Raw genomic sequence first — 19,058 nt, 5'->3', positions numbered from 1 at the left:
AAGCAAAAATAGTGCCAACTAAAAAGTAAATTAACTTTGAACTAGATCCCTAAATCCTTCATAAGGATAGGACAATATGTCCATAGTGTCATTTTAGATGGGACATAAATACGCGGCAAAAATATTGAATTTGTAAAGATTTGCGCTAGATCACGCTTAGGCAAGTCGTTTTCAGTTTCGGGAATAATAATTGCTATGCTTTCTAATGTTGAAGCAAGTAAATGCTGCCGCTCAGTCCATCAATTAAAGACCCATTTAGAGGCTATCTCACTTATGACTCAATCTGTTTCAGCCACATCTTTAACGCGCGATGCGATAAAGTTTGTTAAAACTAATACTCAAGTACCACTGACCATTGCAGTTAAAGCGGTTAACGAACAAGGCGTAATCGTCGATAAATTTGTTGCCTGTGAACGCCCATTAACTGTCTATTTAAATTGGCGTCCGATTGTGACCTTGATGACATTAGGCGCAAAACCTGAGTCATTAACCCTTGGTTATTTAAAAAACCAAGGGTTTATTAGCGATTTAAGTTTATTAGAGTCAGTTATTGTTGATTGGGATGTCAGTTCTGCTGCGGTGATCACCAAAGAAGTATCCGAAGATATTGAGCAGAAACTAGCCGAAAAGACAGTTACGTCCGGTTGTGGTCAAGGCACTGTTTACGGAGGATTTTTACAAGGATTAGATGACATAAGTTTACCTACTCCATCGCTGACACAATCGACTATTTATCATCTGCTCAGCAATATTAGTGCTTACAATGAAACCTATAAAAATGCAGGTGCAGTTCATGGTTGTGGAATATGCCAAGATGAGAAAATTTTAGCCTTCGTTGAAGATGTAGGACGCCATAATGCCGTCGATACTTTAGCAGGCGATATGTGGTTGGATCAGCAATCAGGACACGATAAGATTTTCTATACTACTGGTAGGTTAACATCAGAAATGGTGATCAAAGTCGCCAAGATGGGCATACCAGTATTACTGTCGCGCAGTGGCGTGACTCAAATGGGTTTAGACTTGGCTAAGCAAATGGGCATCACCTTAATCGCTCGCGCCAAAGGCAGACATTTTTTGGTGTATCACGGTTGTGAAACCATCACATTTGATGCCATCAAAGATTAACGCCTTAATGTAGACCATTGTTGACGTAACGCTGGGGTTAAAAAACTCCACGCTAAAATGCGTGTGGCTTTATTACCTTGTGTCATCTCAATGGTTTTTACCTCAACAGCGTTTACCTGTTTGAGTAATTGATAACAAGGTTTAAGGTTTTCTGACTTAGACACTAATGAGGTAAACCATAGCACTTGGCTGGCATAGTCGCGGCTTTGTTTAATCATGTTGGCCAAAAATTTCTGCTCGCCACCATCACACCATAACTCGGCTTTTTGACCGCCAAAATTGAGCGTAGGCTTAACTTGGCTCACGGCGAGTTGACTTGATTGTTGGCCATGCTTTTTCTGCTGGCTTTTAGCTAAATTGGTGACTTTACGTAATGTACCTGCCGATGCTTCAGCCAAAGAGCTATGAAACGGCGGGTTACACAAGCTGACATCAAACCGTTCATCTGCGCTAATGATACCCTTAAAGATATGATCGGGTTGTTGCTGTAACCTTAACTGTAAATAAGTTGAAATTTGCGGATTTTGTTGGGCGATCTGGTCCACATTGTCGATAGAAACAGGGTCAATATCCGATGCGACAAATTGCCAACCGTAGCTTTGAATCCCTAATAATGGGTAAATACCATTGGCGCCCGTTCCAATATCTAAGCAATGAATACTCGCCCCTTTAATTACCTTGCCATTAACGGCTAATAAATCAGCAATGTAATGCAAATAATCAACACGACCAGGCACTGGCGGACAAAGATACCCATTAGGAATATCCCAACCTCGGATATTGTACTCACTCAATAATAAAGCGGTATTGAGACATTTTACCGCGTGAGGGTCGGCAAAATCGATAGAGGCGTTACCGTAAGGATTTGGACGAACAAAAGCGGCCAATGCAGGCACTGCGATTATCAGTGCGTCAAAATCATACCCCTGTTTATGGGCATTACGCGAATGCAACGCTTTTGACAGCACAGGTTTACTGGACGCTGCTGAGGCGGAATGTCTTTTCACAGCAGGCTTGTTTGGCGACCGCTTAGTCATATCAGGATTTGCTCGCTGCAACTGCGTTATTGAACGAGCCATTAATCATATAAATATTTAGTAAAGAGTAAGTTAACCACAATAGGACGACCGACTTCTTGTTCCATTAAGCGGTTAATCATCTCATAGCATTCACGGCGAATTTCCTCACGTCCAGATAAGGATTTAACCTTTTCTTCCGATTGATTACCTAAAATCTCAACGATGGCCGAGCGAAGCAAAGGATCGTGATGCTCTAAGCTCATTAAATCATTAGGATCTTTTACCATCAATTCAACACTAATTTTAACAAAACCTAACTTTTTACGATTAGAAATATAGTTAGTAACAATATCAGGCTCAAAGCCATAATATGCATAATCTTCAACAGCAGGCTCATCTGCAGCATGGACATTAAATGCCAAACAACACAGCATAACTAACGTTGAAACCAATTTTTTCATAGTGAGATAAACTCCGTCGATGTGGAACGTTACTTAAATTAAGCTATATTGCTCACTCCCTTAGGAGTGTTTGCTCATCTTTGACATGATAGACTACTGCCGTTGACATATATTGTAACGAGTTTTAAATGAATGTGACCAGTACTAGCTTTCCTTATGGTGAATCAATTCATTGGTTTTCGCCACAAAAAATCGACTCATTGCCCCACAGCCAACTTAAAGACTGGTTATTAGCGACCGGAAGCTTAACCAAACGTCTTAAGACGCACTGTAAACTCTTCGAAGTAAGAGTGTTAGGCGAGCATTTACTTCAGCCTCTAGCAGATGAATTTCCCACTCAAACAGATCCAGTTTGGATCCGAGAAGTATTATTGTGTCTTGATGGCATCCCATGGGTATTTGCCCGCACGCTGATCCCACAAATCATTCTCGACTCACAACACAAGAATAATGGTCATCAACCTAATGATTTCACCCGTCTTGGCACTCGTCCATTAGGTGAATTATTATTTAATAGCCCAGACATTACTCCAGGCAATATTGAAGTGGCCCAGTTTGAAACCTGCGGGCGTTTAGCTGCATTAGCCACCAGCTTAAATCAAAAAGTTAACAGTAGCTTATGGGGCCGTCGTCGCTATTTTAATCTGTATGGTTCACAACTGATTGTCAGCGAGATTTTTCTGCCTGCGGCGGTCGAATACATCAATCAAAGTTGAACAAGATTAACTCCGCCTCACTCGGCGATCTAGTATCGTTAATCTAAAAACGCCCTTGAGGGCGTTTTTAGAGGGTGATGATTAAACCCGCTTACGTAAGAAGCCAAACAAGCTCAGCATCAATATAGTTAGCCATCCCAAACTGCCACCGCTGCTGCCATTGTCTGTTGTCGTTGTAGACGCAGTAGCTGTAATTATTGGCGAGGACACCGTTATAACTTGATTAGCCGTCACTTCATTACCAATAGAATCTGTGGTCACTAATGTAATGGTATAAGTCCCTGCTGTGTTATAAGTATGGCTTGGATTTTCAACCGTGCTACTACTGCTATCACCAAAATCCCACAAATAAGTCAAATTACCAAAACCTTGCTTAGACGTATTAGTCAGCGCTACTGTTAGATCGGTTTGATTCAAGGTAAATGCAGCTAAAGGCTGAATCACCACTCTTATCGTGTCAGTTGCGGTGACAGTATTACCTGCCGCGTCAGTTACCAGCACACTGACAATATAGTCTCCCGATGCTGAATATGTGTAGCTTGGTGCAGTATCGCTACTAGTGGCATTGTTTTCCCCAAACGACCATGCATAGCTGTAATCACTGCCACCGCTGACAATCACATTAAAGCTAACATCGGCACCTGAAGCTTGCACGTTCATCTCGGCAACTAAGGATACTGGCGGCAACTCGCTGCTATCAGATAAGGCAAACTCAACGGTTGCAGTACTGCTATCGCTGGCTTGTTCAGTGATTTGCATGGTCAATCCAAGCTCTGGCAATATCATACCGGCTTGTTGTTTTAACGGCGCACTGTAATCGCGATTGTCGTCAAACAGAGACTCAGCGGCTAGGTGGTTGTCACCAACATAAGGACTTTGTGGATACAAGCTAAATGCTGCGTCACGAATTTGCACATCAGTCCGCTGAGCACCAATCAAATTTTGGTCTGCATCGACTACACCAATTAAGCTTTTGCCTGAGTGATCTGAAACATTATTATCATTTTGGTTAAAATTTTCTAACCACAATAATACTCCAGGTTCATAATTGTCATAAACCAGTCCGGCATCTACACCTTGATGACTGCGTAATTGCACAATGTAACGTCTCGCTTTACCAGGAAGACTATCTTCAATACGGCTAAAACCAGACAATGTCGCCATACCATCAGCCTCAGCGCCATCAATATAAAACGCTGAACCTTGGTTAATTAACTGAATATCATCAATAGCCATACCATAATCGCCAACAGCTTCATCGGTTTTATAGACCACACTGATCTGCACATCTCGGCCGGCATAAGCACTCAAATCAAAGTTCATGTTAACCCAAGCATCTACACCCGCTGCGGTACTAATGTTGCTCGATTTTCCACTAATAAAGTTTTTTACTGCTGGATAAACGGCATTAGTTGAACTTGTGTAGTTACCTTCTATTGCTACGCTATCAACCAGAACTTGTACATAATCATAATCATCTTCAATATCCCAGTGAGCTTGAAATGATAATGCTAACGGCGTATCTAATGGTAATGACACATTGAACGACATAGCATTATTCATCATGTCACCTTGACCTGAATAATACTGATACTTACCTGTTAATGGCGCTTTAAAGGCGATATTTTCAGCAGGCAGCGCAATCGATAACTGGTTGATGGCATCACTATTTACTGCATGATTTAGCTTTACCGCAGTGCCACTACTGGTTAAATTAGCCAATGAAATATGCTGTTCATTAACCCACTTACCTTTGTACTTTTGTTGTAAAAAAGATTTTGCATAAGGGCTAAAGCCACTCGGTTGAGCCCCAGCAATACTGCCAGTCCAACTACCACCAGACATTAATGACCAAGCTCCTACAGGTGAACCATCGCCACTGTTAGTGGTGTCATACTCATCAGGCAAGCCTAAATCATGACCAAACTCGTGAGTACATACACCTGCTGCAGCATCGATAGGTTGTACTGTGTAGCCAAATACCTTTAAACCACCTCGCCCAGGAATAACATAGCCATTGGTGTTGGAATCCACATAAAATCTGTGCGACCAAATAGCATCATCAGCTAACACCCCACCACCAGCTTCTTCACCGATACTAGAATGAAACAACATTACATGGTCGATAATTCCGTCAGCTTCATCATAATTACCGTCGCCATCGATATCAAAAGGGTCTTCAATGTCATAACTCTCTAGCTCAGCATCGGTCATCCCAACGACAGCTTTCGTGACCGCCTCTTTAACGAGCTCAGGCACTGCATTATCGTCATCATTGCCATTATTACCGCCATAGTATGCGGCGTCGTGATCTGCTGTAACCCAATCTCTTACCTCTCCGGTAAAGTAGAAGCTGTTACCCGATACCGCCTGAAAATACTGATAAGCCGATTGTAAATTTTGGTTACTTGGACCTGCAAAACCGTTTTGTGAAAATAACAGTTGTTGATAATGTGCTGCTGGGTAGCTGCTGTAATACATGTCGCTATCGCCAGCCTTTAATTGGTTGGCATCATGAGGTAAATCTGGAAAGTCTACCAATACAGCTAACACCTTTACCGTTTTGGTAATATCTTGATCGGCTAATACTTTGTTATTTGCAGCGGCATATTGCGCACTTTTAGTGTTTTTTTGTGCTGCACGTTTAACCCGTAATTGTTCAGCTTTCACTTCAATCGCTGCAGGTTTGAATGTGGTGTGACGGCCACGGCTCACAAATGCGTCCACTGCCGCTTGTTTTTCAACATCACTGGCATCGGCTGCCACTTCACCACGTTTAATTAACCAGTACAGCACTTGCTGTTCATTAATCAATCCACCATCTGCTGGGGTGCCAGTTTGCGGAGCCGCAAGTGCTGCCATGCTGCTACATGCCAGTAATAACGTTGAAACAATTAACCCTTGATATTTGGTCAACTTACTCATTTTAACTTCCCTGTGTTAAGTGTTGGTTTGTGACATTTTTCAAATGCTTTTTGACGTTTGGTGATGTAATCAGCAACAATTTTATCGACTTGTACTTGGTCCATATCGGCGGTGATGAGTCCTTTCGCGCGCAAGTTTTCAATTAATTTAGTCCTATCACGTAAAGGCGGCATAGCACTTGGACCACAGTCTTTAATTAATGGTTTAGTTACGGCTGCTTGCTCGTCTACGTTTGATGCCACCGATGGATTTTGACAACCTTGCAAGGTCATAAAAGCCAGTCCTAGCATGACGATAATGTATTTCATAATTCACCCCAAACAATAATTACATGACATTAACAGCTGCAACCTATGGGTTACAATTAAATTAGACATTCTTTAATGTAAATGTTCCCGTTCGCTTAAAAATTAATATAAACGATGATTTATTCTGCTTCTAAAACAAAAAAGCCGACCCTATTAGGTCGGCTTTAACGCTCTACGAATAACCAGTACTAGGTAGACAGATTGATTTTTAATCTTTCGAACGAAGTGTATAGTCTGTAAAACCTATCGAGAAATAATGGCTTAATTCGTGGCGGAATTAATATAATTCGATATCCCATCAAGTAACATTTGTACCGAGATCATCACTAAAACCATCCCCATTAACCGCTCTACTGCGATTAAGCCTTTCTCACCAAGTATGCGAGTAAACAACTTGTAAAACATTAAAATAACCGCACTCATTCCCCATGCTGAGACCAGTGCTATGGTCCAATCAATCATACGACTACTATCTGTGTGCGCCAGTAATATTAATGCCGCCAAAATAGATGGTCCTGCCATTAATGGGATTGCCATAGGGACAATAAAAGGCTCTTCCCCGGCGGCTAATCCAGCAACACCGCCTGGCGATGGGAAAATCATTTTAATCGCGATTAAGAACAAGATAATGCCGCCCGCAATACTCACGGATTCAGAACGTAAGTTGAGAAAGTTAAGGATAGCTTCGCCAGCATACAAAAAAGACAACATAATAATAAGCGCAAACAATAGCTCACGGATTAAGACTTTACGACGTTTTTTAGGGTCAATATGACGTAATATGGAAGCAAATATAGGTAAATTACCTAGCGGATCCATAATCAAGAACAACATGACAGCTGCAGAAAAAATATCCATGGACAACAATCTTTTAATTAAAAAACATAGGCTACATTGTATACCTAACAGCACAATATTTGCGATGCAAACCACTACTTTATTGCTAATCGTAAGGTGATCGTCGTAAATGATTGCAACAAATACCCCCGAATAAATAGCAGCACCACTACGACCAAAGTTATGATCTAAAAAACTTTTTCAACCTCATGCCCAAAAACGCGATCAAAATTAGCCCCCTCTTTAGGTAAATTTTTCAGCTTAATAGATTCACACGCTACAATACTGGTTTAAAATGATATACTGCGTTGTTTTTTTCGATTGATTTCTGGATAACATGCTCTATCTAATTGCTAGTTGTGTTGCACTGCTGTTTGGGCCACTTTTTTATCGCTTCTTCGCATCAGGTAGCGGATTGCAAAAGGGCTTAGATGGGTTCATTTTTGTCTCTCTTGGCGGATTAGTGCTCATCCATATTTTGCCTGAGCTATTGGAGCATGGTGGATTCATCACGCTATTGTTTGTCATGCTCGGCGTTTGGGGACCAACAGCCAGTGAAAAGCTGTTTCATCGCTATTCAGATATCACCCATAACATCACTCTCACATTAGGTATTGCCGGGCTCCTGTTACACACAGTGACCGACGGCGGAGCCATGGTCTTGGCGCAACAGGATGGCAATTCAACACTGCTGGCCTTAGGCGTGATCATGCATCGCTTACCTGTTGGTGTCGCCATTTGGTGGTTACTCAAACCACAAGTGGGTAATCGATGGGCCAGTGCTGTATTAGCGGCAATGATGATATTAACCAGCGTCGGCTACTTTGCAGGTGAACACCTATTAGCCCAGTTGAGCCTTGAAAATACCGTTTATTTGCAAGCCTTTGTTACCGGCTCAATTTTACACGTGGTATTACATCAACCTCATGGTCATCAACAAGAAGACAAGCAGGGCAAATATCAATACCAAGCCGGTATTGGCAGCTTATTAGGCTTAGGATTATTAGCGCTACTGCTATTGATGGATACTGGCGGCCATGAACATGCTCATCAAAATCATGGTTCAGAGCAATTTATGAGTTGGTTACTGACCATTTCACCGATTTTATTAGGCAGCTATTTTATTGCTACGGCTCGATTTGCATCTGGGTTACGCCCCTCTCATCCGTCCTTGGGACTACGTTGGTTACAGCGATTAGCGGGGCCGGAAGCATTATTAATTACCATCTTATTATTAGGGCCTTGGTTTGCGCTTTATCAAGCTCTGGGATTATTCGCGTTAGGGGCACTCATGACCCTAACGCAAGTCGAGATAACCGACCCACATCCAACAGCATCAGAGTCACCATGGCGTTTTGGTTTTAGCCAATTAGTCGACCGAAGTGCGCCTTGGATAATTCTTAGTTTAGTACTAGCAAATCTGATTGGTCATCCATCTGTACCACTAGCAAACCCTGCATTACAGGTATTTATTTTATTGTTAGTATTTTTACCAATGCGTTTTTGTAATTTAGGCACGGTAATTTTGGCTTTATCTCTGGCTTACAGTGGTTGGAGCCAAATTGCGGTAGCCTTTACTTTATTGGCCGCACCAGTAATTAGTATTGGTCAATTGAAGTTAATGAATTGGAAACAAGGGCTGATGTTAGGCGGAATTTTACTGCTAGGATTAATGGCGGCAGATCAATTCACATTGAGTTCAACATTAACATTACACTTACCAGAGTCTGCTAACATTGTTGGTTTAGTGGCCATAGCTTTATTGTTTGGTGCCAGTTTACTTAGGCTCGGGCCGCGCAAATTTTTAAGCCGTTTGATGATTAACCTCAAATCAGTGTCACATCCACATGATCACGGCCATCCATCAGACATTAAAGCGCCACATCATCATGACTCAGCATCGACACATAAACATCATCATTAATCTATTTAGTCGCTAATGATGACAATATATTTAAGGGGGCCGCTATGTGTATTTTATTTATTGCCGTTGAGGCGCATCCCGACTACCCCTTAATTATTTGTGCAAACCGTGACGAATTTCATCACAGAGCAACTGAACCAGCGTATCGCTGGCCAACTCATCCTGCCATTATTGCTGGGCAAGACAAGCAAGCTGGCGGCACTTGGTTAGGCATTAATGAGCAAGGCCAATTTGCAGGAATAACCAATATTCGCTCCATTGAACTGCAAAATGGCGTTCGCAGTCGTGGAGAATTAGTGGTTGATGCGCTAACAAAACAGCACGTTAATAGTCAATGGCTAGCTGAACACTCGGTTAATTATAATCCGTTTAATTTAGTCTTCGAACACCACAACCAACTCCTCTGCTTTAACAGTAAAACATCAACTACCACTATACTCGAGCCTGGATTTCATGCGGTAAGTAACGGCGCATTGGATGATATATGGCCTAAAATGGCTAAAGGCCAGCAACAGCTGCAAACCTATATCAAGCAAATGCAGACACCTTGCATAGACCAATTACTCGCTATCATGCGAGATACCTCACAACCAAAGGATCAAGATTTACCTCAAACAGGTATTAGCCTTGAGTGGGAACGCCTACTGTCTGCTATTTTTATCCAGCATGAAGAATACGGTACTCGTTCAACCAGCATAGTGTTGAAACATAAAAACGGAAATGTGCAACTTACTGAAGTGAGATATGATGGTAAAGCGCGTAATTTAGGGACTCAGCACTTTAGTATTAACTAACCGCAACAGGGCTAATAGATGAAACCTGTTGGCTAAAATCATCACCTTTGACCTCACCGATATCCCAATGTAAGGTTAACTTCACCCTTAAGACTGACTTACTGCTCAATACCTCTCACATTGGCTATTGCAAACTGTGACCCACCCCGCATTACCACTAAGATTCAATATAAGACTTAGCTCAAGTGCCTTTATTCCACTAGGCAACATTCATTTTTACAACCTAGATCAAGGTTATTTGATCATGAACATTGCATAATTCGCCTGTTGCTAATTTACCACCGGAGGACACGCCTTGAAGCAGCCCACTCAGATTAGTTGGGATCAGTCGATGATCGAAAAATACAATTACAGCGGTCCCCGTTATACTTCTTACCCGACCGCACTAGAGTTTGACGATGCCTTTACTGAGCAGAATTTACTGACATCCATTCAAAACAGTAAATCAGACAAACTGTCGCTTTATGTACATATCCCTTTTTGCGCTAAGCTTTGCTATTACTGTGGTTGTAATAAAATTATTACTCGCCACGCACACAAAGCCGATCAATACATTGAATATCTGGCCACTGAAATTATTAAACGTGCACCATTGTTCAAAAATTACACCGTAACCCAAATGCATTGGGGTGGCGGTACACCTACATTTTTAAACCCTGAACAAATTCTAAAACTGACCGCACTGATTAAAGAACACTTTAATTTTGCAGATGTGGGTGAATACTCTATTGAAGTCGACCCTAGAGAAATCGAGCTGAGCATGCTTGATACCTTAAAAGAAGCTGGGTTTAACCGAGTGTCTATTGGTGTACAAGATTTTAATAAAGCAGTACAGGTTGCCGTTAACCGTGAGCAAGACGAACAATTTATTTTCGACTTAATGGCTAGGGCAAAAGAACTCGGGTTTGTGTCAACTAACGTTGATTTAATTTATGGATTACCGCTACAAACTCCCGAAACGTTTGCTAAAACGATAGCCCGAATTATTGAGCTTTCTCCCGATCGTCTATCTGTCTTTAACTATGCACACTTGCCATCGCGTTTTGCGGCGCAGCGTAAAATTAAAGAAGTCGATATGCCATCGCCACAACAGAAATTAGATATGCTGCATCAAACGATTGAATCGTTAACCGCAGCAGGTTATCAATTTATTGGTATGGATCATTTTGCCAAGCCCAATGATGAGTTAGCAAAATTACAAAATGCCGGTAAATTACATCGTAATTTCCAAGGTTATACCACCCAAGAAGAATGTGACTTACTTGGTTTAGGAGTGTCATCTATTAGCCAAATTGGCGATTGTTATGCCCAAAACCAAAAAGACATTCGTCCATATTACGAAGCGATTGATGCTAATGGTCATGCTTTGTGGAAAGGGTGTAGTTTAAATCACGATGACGAAATTCGCCGTGCGGTAATTAAACAAATTATCTGCCATTTTGATTTAGACATGGCCAAAATTGAACAAAAATTTGCGATAAACTTTGAAGAATATTTTGTGGAAGATCTCAAACTATTACAAACTTTTATCGATGATAAGCTCGTCAATATTACTGATAGAAAACTCACAGTAAGCCCGACCGGTCGGCTACTTATTCGTAATATTTGCATGTGCTTTGATGTCTATTATCGCCAAAAAGCCCGTCAACAGCAGTTTTCAAGAGTAATTTAACTCACTGTTTATACAAAGTAGAATACAAAAATAGCCAGCATTTGCTGGCTATTTTTATTCATACTCGCTATTTACTTAGCTTTTTTAGCGTATAACGCTTTGCGGTCACTGTCAGACATAAAGGCCATTTCAACACCATTACGTTGCAATGTCGCCAGTTGACTATCACTGAAACCCATTTCAGATTTAACCACACGATATTCATGCGCGATATCAATAGCGCTCACACCTGGGTCATCGGTATTAAGACCAATCAATACACCTGCGTCCATAAATTTACGCAGTGGATGAACATCATAATCTTTAACGGTAGACGTATGTAAGTTGCTGGTTGGACATGACTCAATTCCAATACGATGCTTAGCCAAATACTCCATCAACTTAGGATCATGAATCGCATTCACGCCATGGCCAATTCGTGTCGCACCAAGAACGTTAATGGCTTGCCACATACTTTCAGCACCCGCGGCTTCGCCAGCATGAGCAGTAATGTGTAATCCTGCATCTCTAACACGCTTAAAGTGCTCAGTAAATAAGTCGCCAGGAAAACCAAGTTCATCTCCGGCTAGGTCCATCGCGACAATGCTGTCACGATGAGCAAGTATGCCTTCAAGCTCTAAGCGACATTTTTCTTGTCCAAATGAACGCGACATAATACCGATCAGGTTAATCTGAATATCACGCTCTTTTACACCGGCACGTACGCCATCGATAACGGCTTCAACGACACCTTCAATGGGCAAATTATGATTCATCGCCATGTAATATGGACTAAAACGCAACTCAGCGTAATCTAAACCTTGTGATGCTGCATCAATAACATTCTCATAGGCAACACGTTTCACAGCATCAAGATCAGCTAATACTGCCACCATCCAATCGAGTTTCTTCAGAAAATCCACTAGATTGTTTTCTTTATCTTGGATTTGCACAAATGGCGCAAGCTCTTCAAGCGAATTAGCGGGTAGCTGAATACCGTGTTGATGGCCTAATTCCCAAATGGTTTTTACATTAACATTACCGTCTAAATGTCGATGCAAATCAACCAGCGGAATGGTTTTATCTATCATAATTAACCCCTATAAACTTACCCTGCCGTTAGTTTAGTTTTGTCGGTCAGAGAATAGCACTAAGTTTAACATGTATTGATATAAATTCTGATGAGCAATATTTTTATATGGAATCTATGACAGCAAAAAAACATACTTATTTGTGATGTGTTTTTTATGCTTAAATCGGGCATACTCTAATGCTGACAAACAGATTAAAACATCAAGGACTATCGATGCGCTTACTGATCCTACCGTTACTGATAATGTTAAGTTTATCGGCTTGTAATAGCTATACGCCGACGACTCAAGTTAATGAATCAATCGTAGGCCAACAGACACTGATAGCGCCAGATTTGCAAGTGATTATAGACCAGAGTTGGGCTCTTAATTTAGCCTATTCTCCAGAGTTAGCCGCCAGTTTAGGTGATGCGACAGCAGCAGGAAAGCTTGACGATTTATCTGCAGAAACCTTAGCAAAAAAAAACCAACAGACTGTCGAAATTCTCAATACACTCAAACAACTTGATCGAACACAGTTATCAAAATCTGATGTCATCAATGCCAAAATCTTGCAAGACCAGCTACAAAATGACGTCGATATGTATCATTTTCATGACCACTATTTACCTATTACGGCAGAAAGTGGTTTCCATGCTTACATCGCATCGATTGCTAAAGCGCGTTTCAGTAGTGTTGAGGATTATCAGCATTATTTAGCCAAACTTAAACAACTACCGCGCTATTTTGCTCAGCAAACATACTGGCTCAAACAAGGCTTAGCCAGTGGCATCACCCCAGCAAAAATCACCTTAAATGGTTTTGAAGACAGCATTAGCGCGTTTATTGTGCCTGTTGAGGCCAGTGGTTACTTTACACCGTTTACCCACTATCCAGAGTATTTTAGCGCAGCAGAAAAGCAAGCGTTAACCAAACAAGGTCGGGAAACTGTTGAGCAAATTGTACTGCCACTTTATCAGCAGTTTTATGATTTTATGACTCAAGAATATATTCCCAATGCACGGGTAGATATTGCCGCCTCCGCCTTACCGGATGGTAAAGCTTTTTATCAAAACAGAGTGGAATATTACACCACACTGCCTATGACAGCAGATGAAGTCCATCAACTTGGATTGCAAGAAGTCGCGCGAATCAGAGCAGAAATGGAGCAAGTCATTAAAGATGTTGGCTTTCAGGGCAGTTTTGCTGAATTTTTAGCATTCTTACGCACCGACCCACAGTTCTATCCCAAAACGGCAGATGAGCTACTTAAAGAAGCAGCGTTTATTGCCAAAAAAGCCGATGCCATATTGCCTAAGTATTTTGGAAAATTACCCCGCACCCCTTATGGTATTGCGCCAGTGCCCGCAGAAATAGCACCTAAATATACTACTGGGCGCTACTCTGGCTCAAACCGTGACGACGAGCCCGGCTATTATTGGGTCAATACTTATGCCTTGGATAAACGACCACTTTACGAGCTAGAAGCATTAACGTTACATGAAGCCGTTCCAGGGCATCATTTGCAAATTTCACTCAATAAAGAACTCACTGACTTACCCAATTTTAGGCGTTACAGTTACATCTCTGCATTTGGTGAAGGTTGGGGTTTATACTCAGAATATTTAGGTGTTGAAGCAGGGTTTTATCGAGACCCTTATAGCAACTTTGGCCGTTTAACCTATGAAATGTGGCGGGCTGCGCGACTAGTCGTTGATACAGGCATGCACGCTAAAGGTTGGAGTCGTCAGCAGGCGATCGACTTTATGGCCAGTAATACAGCCCTTTCAATGCACAACGTCACCACGGAAATCGATCGCTATATTTCTTGGCCGGGCCAAGCTTTATCATACAAAATTGGTGAATTAACTATAAAACGCTTACGCGCTAAAGCAGAGAAAGCATTAGGAAAAGATTTTGATATCAGAAAGTTCCATGATGCTATTTTAGAAAATGGCTCCATCCCAATGACGGTTCTAGAGCAAATGGTTGATGAGTTTATCACTCGCCAGCAGGCGAATATAGAAGAGACAAGCAAGGTATAAATTAAACAAACACTCAGAAATTAAATATTATTTTAGATTCAAACATACTGGCTTAATCACAATGCATTACATGAAATTTTCATCAGAATTAAAACTCGATACCAGCGAACAGCGACACTTTTGGCAGCAAGTACAGCAATCTAGTTTCTGTACTCCTGATAATATAAACATTGCCTATGCAATGGTCGAACACCCCAATAAGCAACGCGCTATCGTGATCAGCAATGGCAGAGTTGAATCTTATTTAAAGTATCAAGAATTGATGTTTGATTTGTATCAACAAGGATTCAGCGTTTACGCTTTAGATCATCGAGGCCAAGGCTTATCAGATAGACTCACCCATAATCCATTTCAGGGTTATGTAGAAAACTTTAGCGATTACACTGCTGACTTGGCTCAATTTATCGAGCAAATAGTTAGTCCACAACAGCATGATGAGTTATTTTGTATCGCCCACTCAATGGGCTGTACCATCGCAAGTGATTACCTTAATCAATACCCACAAACATTTGCAGCAGCGGTATTTTCAGCACCAATGTTTGGTATACGGCTACCGTTTGCGAAATCACTTGTCCATTGGTTAGCTCAAAAACTTGATAACAATCGCCTTGAAGCAGGTAAAGTGCACAGTACATTTGTGCTTGGTGGTACTCATTACAAACCCGATAGCTTTAAGCGAAATCTTCTCACTCATAGCCAATATCGCTACCAGCACTATCGCAATGTGTTTGAGGAAAATCCTCAGGTGCAATTGGGCTCGCCCACGAATCATTGGTTACTTGAAGCAATGAATGCGGCGCAGAGCACGATTAGCTATGCTAAAAACAGCCAAACCCCGATATTAATCTTGCAAGCTGAAAAAGATAGGATTGTATGTAACGAGTCGCAAAATCAAACACTCAGTAATCATTGTCATAAAGTCGTCATTGAAGGCGCGTATCACGAGGTGTTTATTGAGAGTGATAAAATGCGTAATATTGCGCTTTCTTATGCTATCGATTTTATGGCACAACACTCAAAGATAGCTGAGTCTTAATCAATTGAATGATGTCGTCATTATCTAATGGCCTACTAATAATATAACCTTGGAACCAAGTACATTTTGCGTGTGTTAATAAATTAAGTTGCTGCTTATTCTCCACCTGTTTAGCCACCACAGGGAAATTTAATTTAGCCGCAAACTCAATAATAGCATTAACAATATTGAAGGTTTCAGGGTTAAATTCAATGTCTTCAAGGTAAACGGCTGCTAGTTTCACTTGTGAAAAACGAATACCTTGCAGCAAATAAACAGCACAAGATCCGCTGCCAAAATTATCCATCGCAATATTGATACCAAATCGTTGTAACTCAGCAATTTTGTTTTTAGCGACACTCGCATTTACCACAAACACATCTGCCGCTAACTCAAATTGAAGTAACGATGGAGATATTTGTGCTGCGTTAATTCGATTCATTATCACATTAGCAAAGTGATCTTGATGAAAATGGCGTGAAGATATATTTAACGACATTATGGGAATAGTTGCATTAGCTTGTTGAAGTGTTTTAATCATTTCACAAACTTGATCTAGCGCCCACAACTCTAACTCAAAGATACAGTCAGACAACTCAGCAGATGTAATAAACTTGCGTGGGCTAATGTAGCCATACTGCGGATGATACCAACGCATCAAGACTTCTACACTATTGAGCTGTCCAGCCTGATCGACAACGGGTTGATAGACTAAAGACATTTGCTGATTATGAATCGCAAGTTTCAATTCGTTTTGTAATTTAAATGGTTGAACCTGATGCTGAACAGATTCAGATTGATAAATAGCACAACCATTAGAACGGCTCTCTTTTGCTTGTTCTAAAGCGCTGTCGACACGAGCCAGTAATACTTGCGGCTCTAAAGACTCAATACCATCAAAAACAACTAATCCAATCCGAGCAGTAATGGATAAATTTTGATCTGAAATAGTAAAACTACGCCCAATCAACTGTCTAACTTCGCTTGCCAATGCTAGCGCACGCTTATTTGCTTGATCGATATCATTACCAAAGTTTTTGACTAAAAAGACAAATTCATCAGCACCAAGGCGTGCAACTTGGCCAACACTGGAAAAAGTAGCTGATAACCTTGCCGCTATCTGCATTAATAATCGGTCACCAAGCTGGCGTCCCAAGCCATCATTAATTAATTTAAAATTATCTAAATTAATCATCAACAGTGCAGAGAACTGGCCAGTTTCACGACTGAAAACTTGTAGATCGAACAGTTGATCAGCTAATAGGTCACGATTAATGATATCCGTAAGGCCGCTATGACTTTGTTTTTCATTGGTAATTGATTGATTTTTAACATCATCAGAAACATCTGTTATCGTACCAATAATACGCAGTGGCCGACCGAGTTCATCCCACTCAACAATTTTCCCACGATCAAGAATCCAAATATAACGGCCATCTTTATGGCGCAAACGGTAAACACTCTCATAATATTCATGTTGATTCTGAATGTAATTCTGTAGTGTATTTAAAACCTGTGCTTTATCATCGCGATGTAAACGAGATTCCCACACAGAATAATCATTATCGAGCTCATAAGGCTGATAGCCTATGATATCTTTCCAACGATCAGAAACAAACACATCACCAGTAGAAATACACCAATCCCAAATACCATTACGTGCCCCCTCAACAGCAAATAGCCAGCGTTGCTCAGCATCATTAAGACGCTTCTTACTTCGAGATAGTCGCCCATTAACTTGATTTAGATAATCTCGTAAGTTAACCAACTCAGTTGATGCACACACAATATCAGTATTAAAATCAGGTGAATCAAGGTTTTTGGCGGCTTGGCTTAATTGGCTCAATGGCCGAATAAGCAAATAGTGCAACATCACGCAAAATAACGACAGTAACAAAGCGCCAATGCCCCATATCTCCATAAAACGCTTTAAGAGACTATCAACAGCTTCAGCTAGTATATTAGCAATGTCATATTCTAAGTAAATCAGTTCAACGGAGTTTGAATAACTGTAACGTGAATTCGCATTAACAGGGTAGTAGGCTTGGATAGATAGACGATCAAAGTTAACCTTTAAATAAGATTTATTGTTGCTGACAACACTTCTATGCAAATCAGCAGAATAACCTTCTAACACATTGGTAGCATTACTTTCTCGCCAAATAATATGATTCGCAAATTGAATCTTACTATCTGAATCAAGGATCACATAGACCATCATATTCTGATCGGTTGAAACTAACGCAACCTCCTGCTCTATCCGTTCAGGATCTTGGATCAATATTGAAGATTCAACCACATGACGCATTCTGAATAAGTCTTTCTGTATTTGCTCTGATTGTCTTAATGCCAACTGATCATTTAGCTCAGCATGCTCATAAAAATACTCTCCAGATACTAAGCCGAAGTAGAGGGTGAAAACACACACAGGGACAATTATAGACAGAGAAATTTTTGGCAAACGAGGCAAAATAAACCCACCCAATTAAATATATGAAGATACGCTAACGGTTATCTTATCAACAAGTAAAGCAATAGTTATGAAGACGAATAACATATACAAAATAAAAAACTATTGATTTATTAGGAGCTTTAAATCGATCTACATACTCTACCTTGTTTCTGCTGTAAGTGTAATTTTATTTACCTAGATAAAACATGCACCATGACAATAAACACTCAGGATATTATTGGTGTAACGTACTCTAAAATAAATCAAACGAAACAACTTATTGCATAACGCTAAGCTTTATCTAATCAAACTGCAAAACAATGAGATGACTAGATTAACCATCTAACAGCCAAATGTGAACAAGTAGACAATAAGTTATTTAGGTTAACTAAGGTTCAATGTTAGTCAGTTAGAGCAAAAGCCTGATACATCAGTTTGTAGCGTACAGCCATCATCTCTCATCTGAGCATATCGATCATACGGCAATAATGTTTTACTTAATGTGCACAGGTAAACATCAGATAACTCAAAGTATTTTAACTATAGACGTAAAATTACGGACACTCGCATGGGCATATCATCCACACTGACTAATTGCTTAGGTTTAAGGCACAAAACAAAAAGGCCACTCGGTTAGAGTGGCCTTGCTGTTTTATTTGGCGCCTGGAAATGACCTACTCTCGCATGGGGAGACCCCACACTACCATCGGCGA

Annotated in this window: 14 protein-coding genes; 7 read left to right on the top strand and 7 right to left on the bottom strand. The window is 40.8% G+C overall.

All coding sequences use genetic code 11. The annotated features are described in order from the left end of the window. Nucleotides 1–273 precede the first annotated feature (273 nt). Nucleotides 274–1,128 carry a formate dehydrogenase accessory sulfurtransferase FdhD gene (locus ACED29_RS13350; RefSeq protein WP_124017773.1) on the top strand — a complete coding sequence of 285 codons (855 nt, stop codon included), beginning with the start codon at nt 274–276 and terminating at the stop codon, nt 1,126–1,128. On the opposite strand, the gene rlmF is transcribed toward ACED29_RS13350, so the two are convergent. Both rlmF and ACED29_RS13340 read right to left on the bottom strand, forming a co-directional pair. Next, entirely contained in the window at nt 1,125–2,207 is a 1,083-nt protein-coding gene (rlmF, locus tag ACED29_RS13345; RefSeq protein ID WP_371697850.1) for a 23S rRNA (adenine(1618)-N(6))-methyltransferase RlmF, read from the bottom strand. The genes ACED29_RS13350 and rlmF overlap by 4 nt on opposite strands. Next, nucleotides 2,207–2,608 carry a flagellar basal body-associated protein FliL gene (locus ACED29_RS13340; protein ID WP_124017775.1) on the bottom strand — a complete coding sequence of 134 codons (402 nt, stop codon included), beginning with the start codon at nt 2,606–2,608 and terminating at the stop codon, nt 2,207–2,209. The genes rlmF and ACED29_RS13340 overlap by 1 nt, the downstream gene beginning before the upstream one ends. A 128-nt stretch (nt 2,609–2,736) precedes the next feature. On the opposite strand from ACED29_RS13340, the gene ACED29_RS13335 reads away from it, so the two are divergent. Further along, the gene (locus ACED29_RS13335) at nt 2,737–3,324 is read left to right on the top strand and encodes a chorismate lyase (protein WP_124017776.1); all 588 of its coding nucleotides are present in this window, start codon (nt 2,737–2,739) and stop codon (nt 3,322–3,324) included. An 81-nt stretch (nt 3,325–3,405) separates the two neighbouring features. On the opposite strand, the gene ACED29_RS13330 is transcribed toward ACED29_RS13335, so the two are convergent. The 3 genes from ACED29_RS13330 to ACED29_RS13320 form a co-directional block, all read right to left on the bottom strand. Beyond that, on the bottom strand, nt 3,406–6,249 hold the full coding sequence (locus ACED29_RS13330; RefSeq protein WP_371697849.1) for an immune inhibitor A domain-containing protein: 2,844 nt from the start codon (nt 6,247–6,249) through the stop codon (nt 3,406–3,408). Then, complete coding sequence (locus ACED29_RS13325; RefSeq protein WP_182742118.1) at nt 6,246–6,557, bottom strand: hypothetical protein; 312 nt, start codon at nt 6,555–6,557, stop codon at nt 6,246–6,248. Before ACED29_RS13325 ends, ACED29_RS13330 begins: the two co-directional genes overlap by 4 nt. A 261-nt stretch (nt 6,558–6,818) precedes the next feature. Further along, a complete protein-coding gene (locus tag ACED29_RS13320; protein ID WP_124017779.1) occupies nt 6,819–7,415 on the bottom strand; it encodes a YhgN family NAAT transporter in 597 nt (198 codons plus the stop codon). Nucleotides 7,416–7,731: 316 nt separating this feature from the next. Here ACED29_RS13320 and ACED29_RS13315 point away from each other — a divergent pair, with 316 nt between their 5' ends. From ACED29_RS13315 to hemN, 3 genes are all read left to right on the top strand, one after another. Then, nucleotides 7,732–9,318, top strand: coding sequence for a metal transporter (locus ACED29_RS13315; RefSeq protein WP_371697848.1), 1,587 nt, complete (start codon nt 7,732–7,734; stop codon nt 9,316–9,318). A 44-nt stretch (nt 9,319–9,362) separates the two neighbouring features. Next, nucleotides 9,363–10,112, top strand: coding sequence for an NRDE family protein (locus ACED29_RS13310; protein WP_371697847.1), 750 nt, complete (start codon nt 9,363–9,365; stop codon nt 10,110–10,112). Between the two features lie 295 nt (nt 10,113–10,407). Beyond that, a complete protein-coding gene (hemN, locus tag ACED29_RS13305; protein WP_124017782.1) occupies nt 10,408–11,784 on the top strand; it encodes an oxygen-independent coproporphyrinogen III oxidase in 1,377 nt (458 codons plus the stop codon). 71 nt (nt 11,785–11,855) lie between these two features. Here the strand turns inward: hemN and add are convergent, their stop codons facing one another. Then, entirely contained in the window at nt 11,856–12,854 is a 999-nt protein-coding gene (gene add / locus ACED29_RS13300) for an adenosine deaminase (protein WP_371697846.1), read from the bottom strand. A gap of 215 nt (nt 12,855–13,069) precedes the next feature. On the opposite strand from add, the gene ACED29_RS13295 reads away from it, so the two are divergent. Beyond that, entirely contained in the window at nt 13,070–14,878 is a 1,809-nt protein-coding gene (locus tag ACED29_RS13295) for a DUF885 family protein (RefSeq protein ID WP_371697878.1), read from the top strand. 61 nt (nt 14,879–14,939) lie between these two features. Next, complete coding sequence (locus ACED29_RS13290; RefSeq protein ID WP_182742943.1) at nt 14,940–15,914, top strand: alpha/beta fold hydrolase; 975 nt, start codon at nt 14,940–14,942, stop codon at nt 15,912–15,914. Here the strand turns inward: ACED29_RS13290 and ACED29_RS13285 are convergent. After that, nucleotides 15,880–18,363: a putative bifunctional diguanylate cyclase/phosphodiesterase gene (locus ACED29_RS13285; protein WP_371697845.1), complete on the bottom strand. Its 2,484-nt coding sequence runs from the start codon at nt 18,361–18,363 to the stop codon at nt 15,880–15,882. The two genes, ACED29_RS13290 and ACED29_RS13285, sit on opposite strands and share 35 nt — an antisense overlap. Nucleotides 18,364–19,058: the final 695 nt, after the last annotated feature.

It is taken from the genome of Shewanella sp. 5S214 (assembly GCF_041439795.1).
Lineage (GTDB): Bacteria > Pseudomonadota > Gammaproteobacteria > Enterobacterales > Shewanellaceae > Shewanella > Shewanella vesiculosa.
The sequence above is the reverse complement of the archived record's forward strand: the minus strand, read 5'-3'. Positions and strand labels throughout refer to the sequence as shown.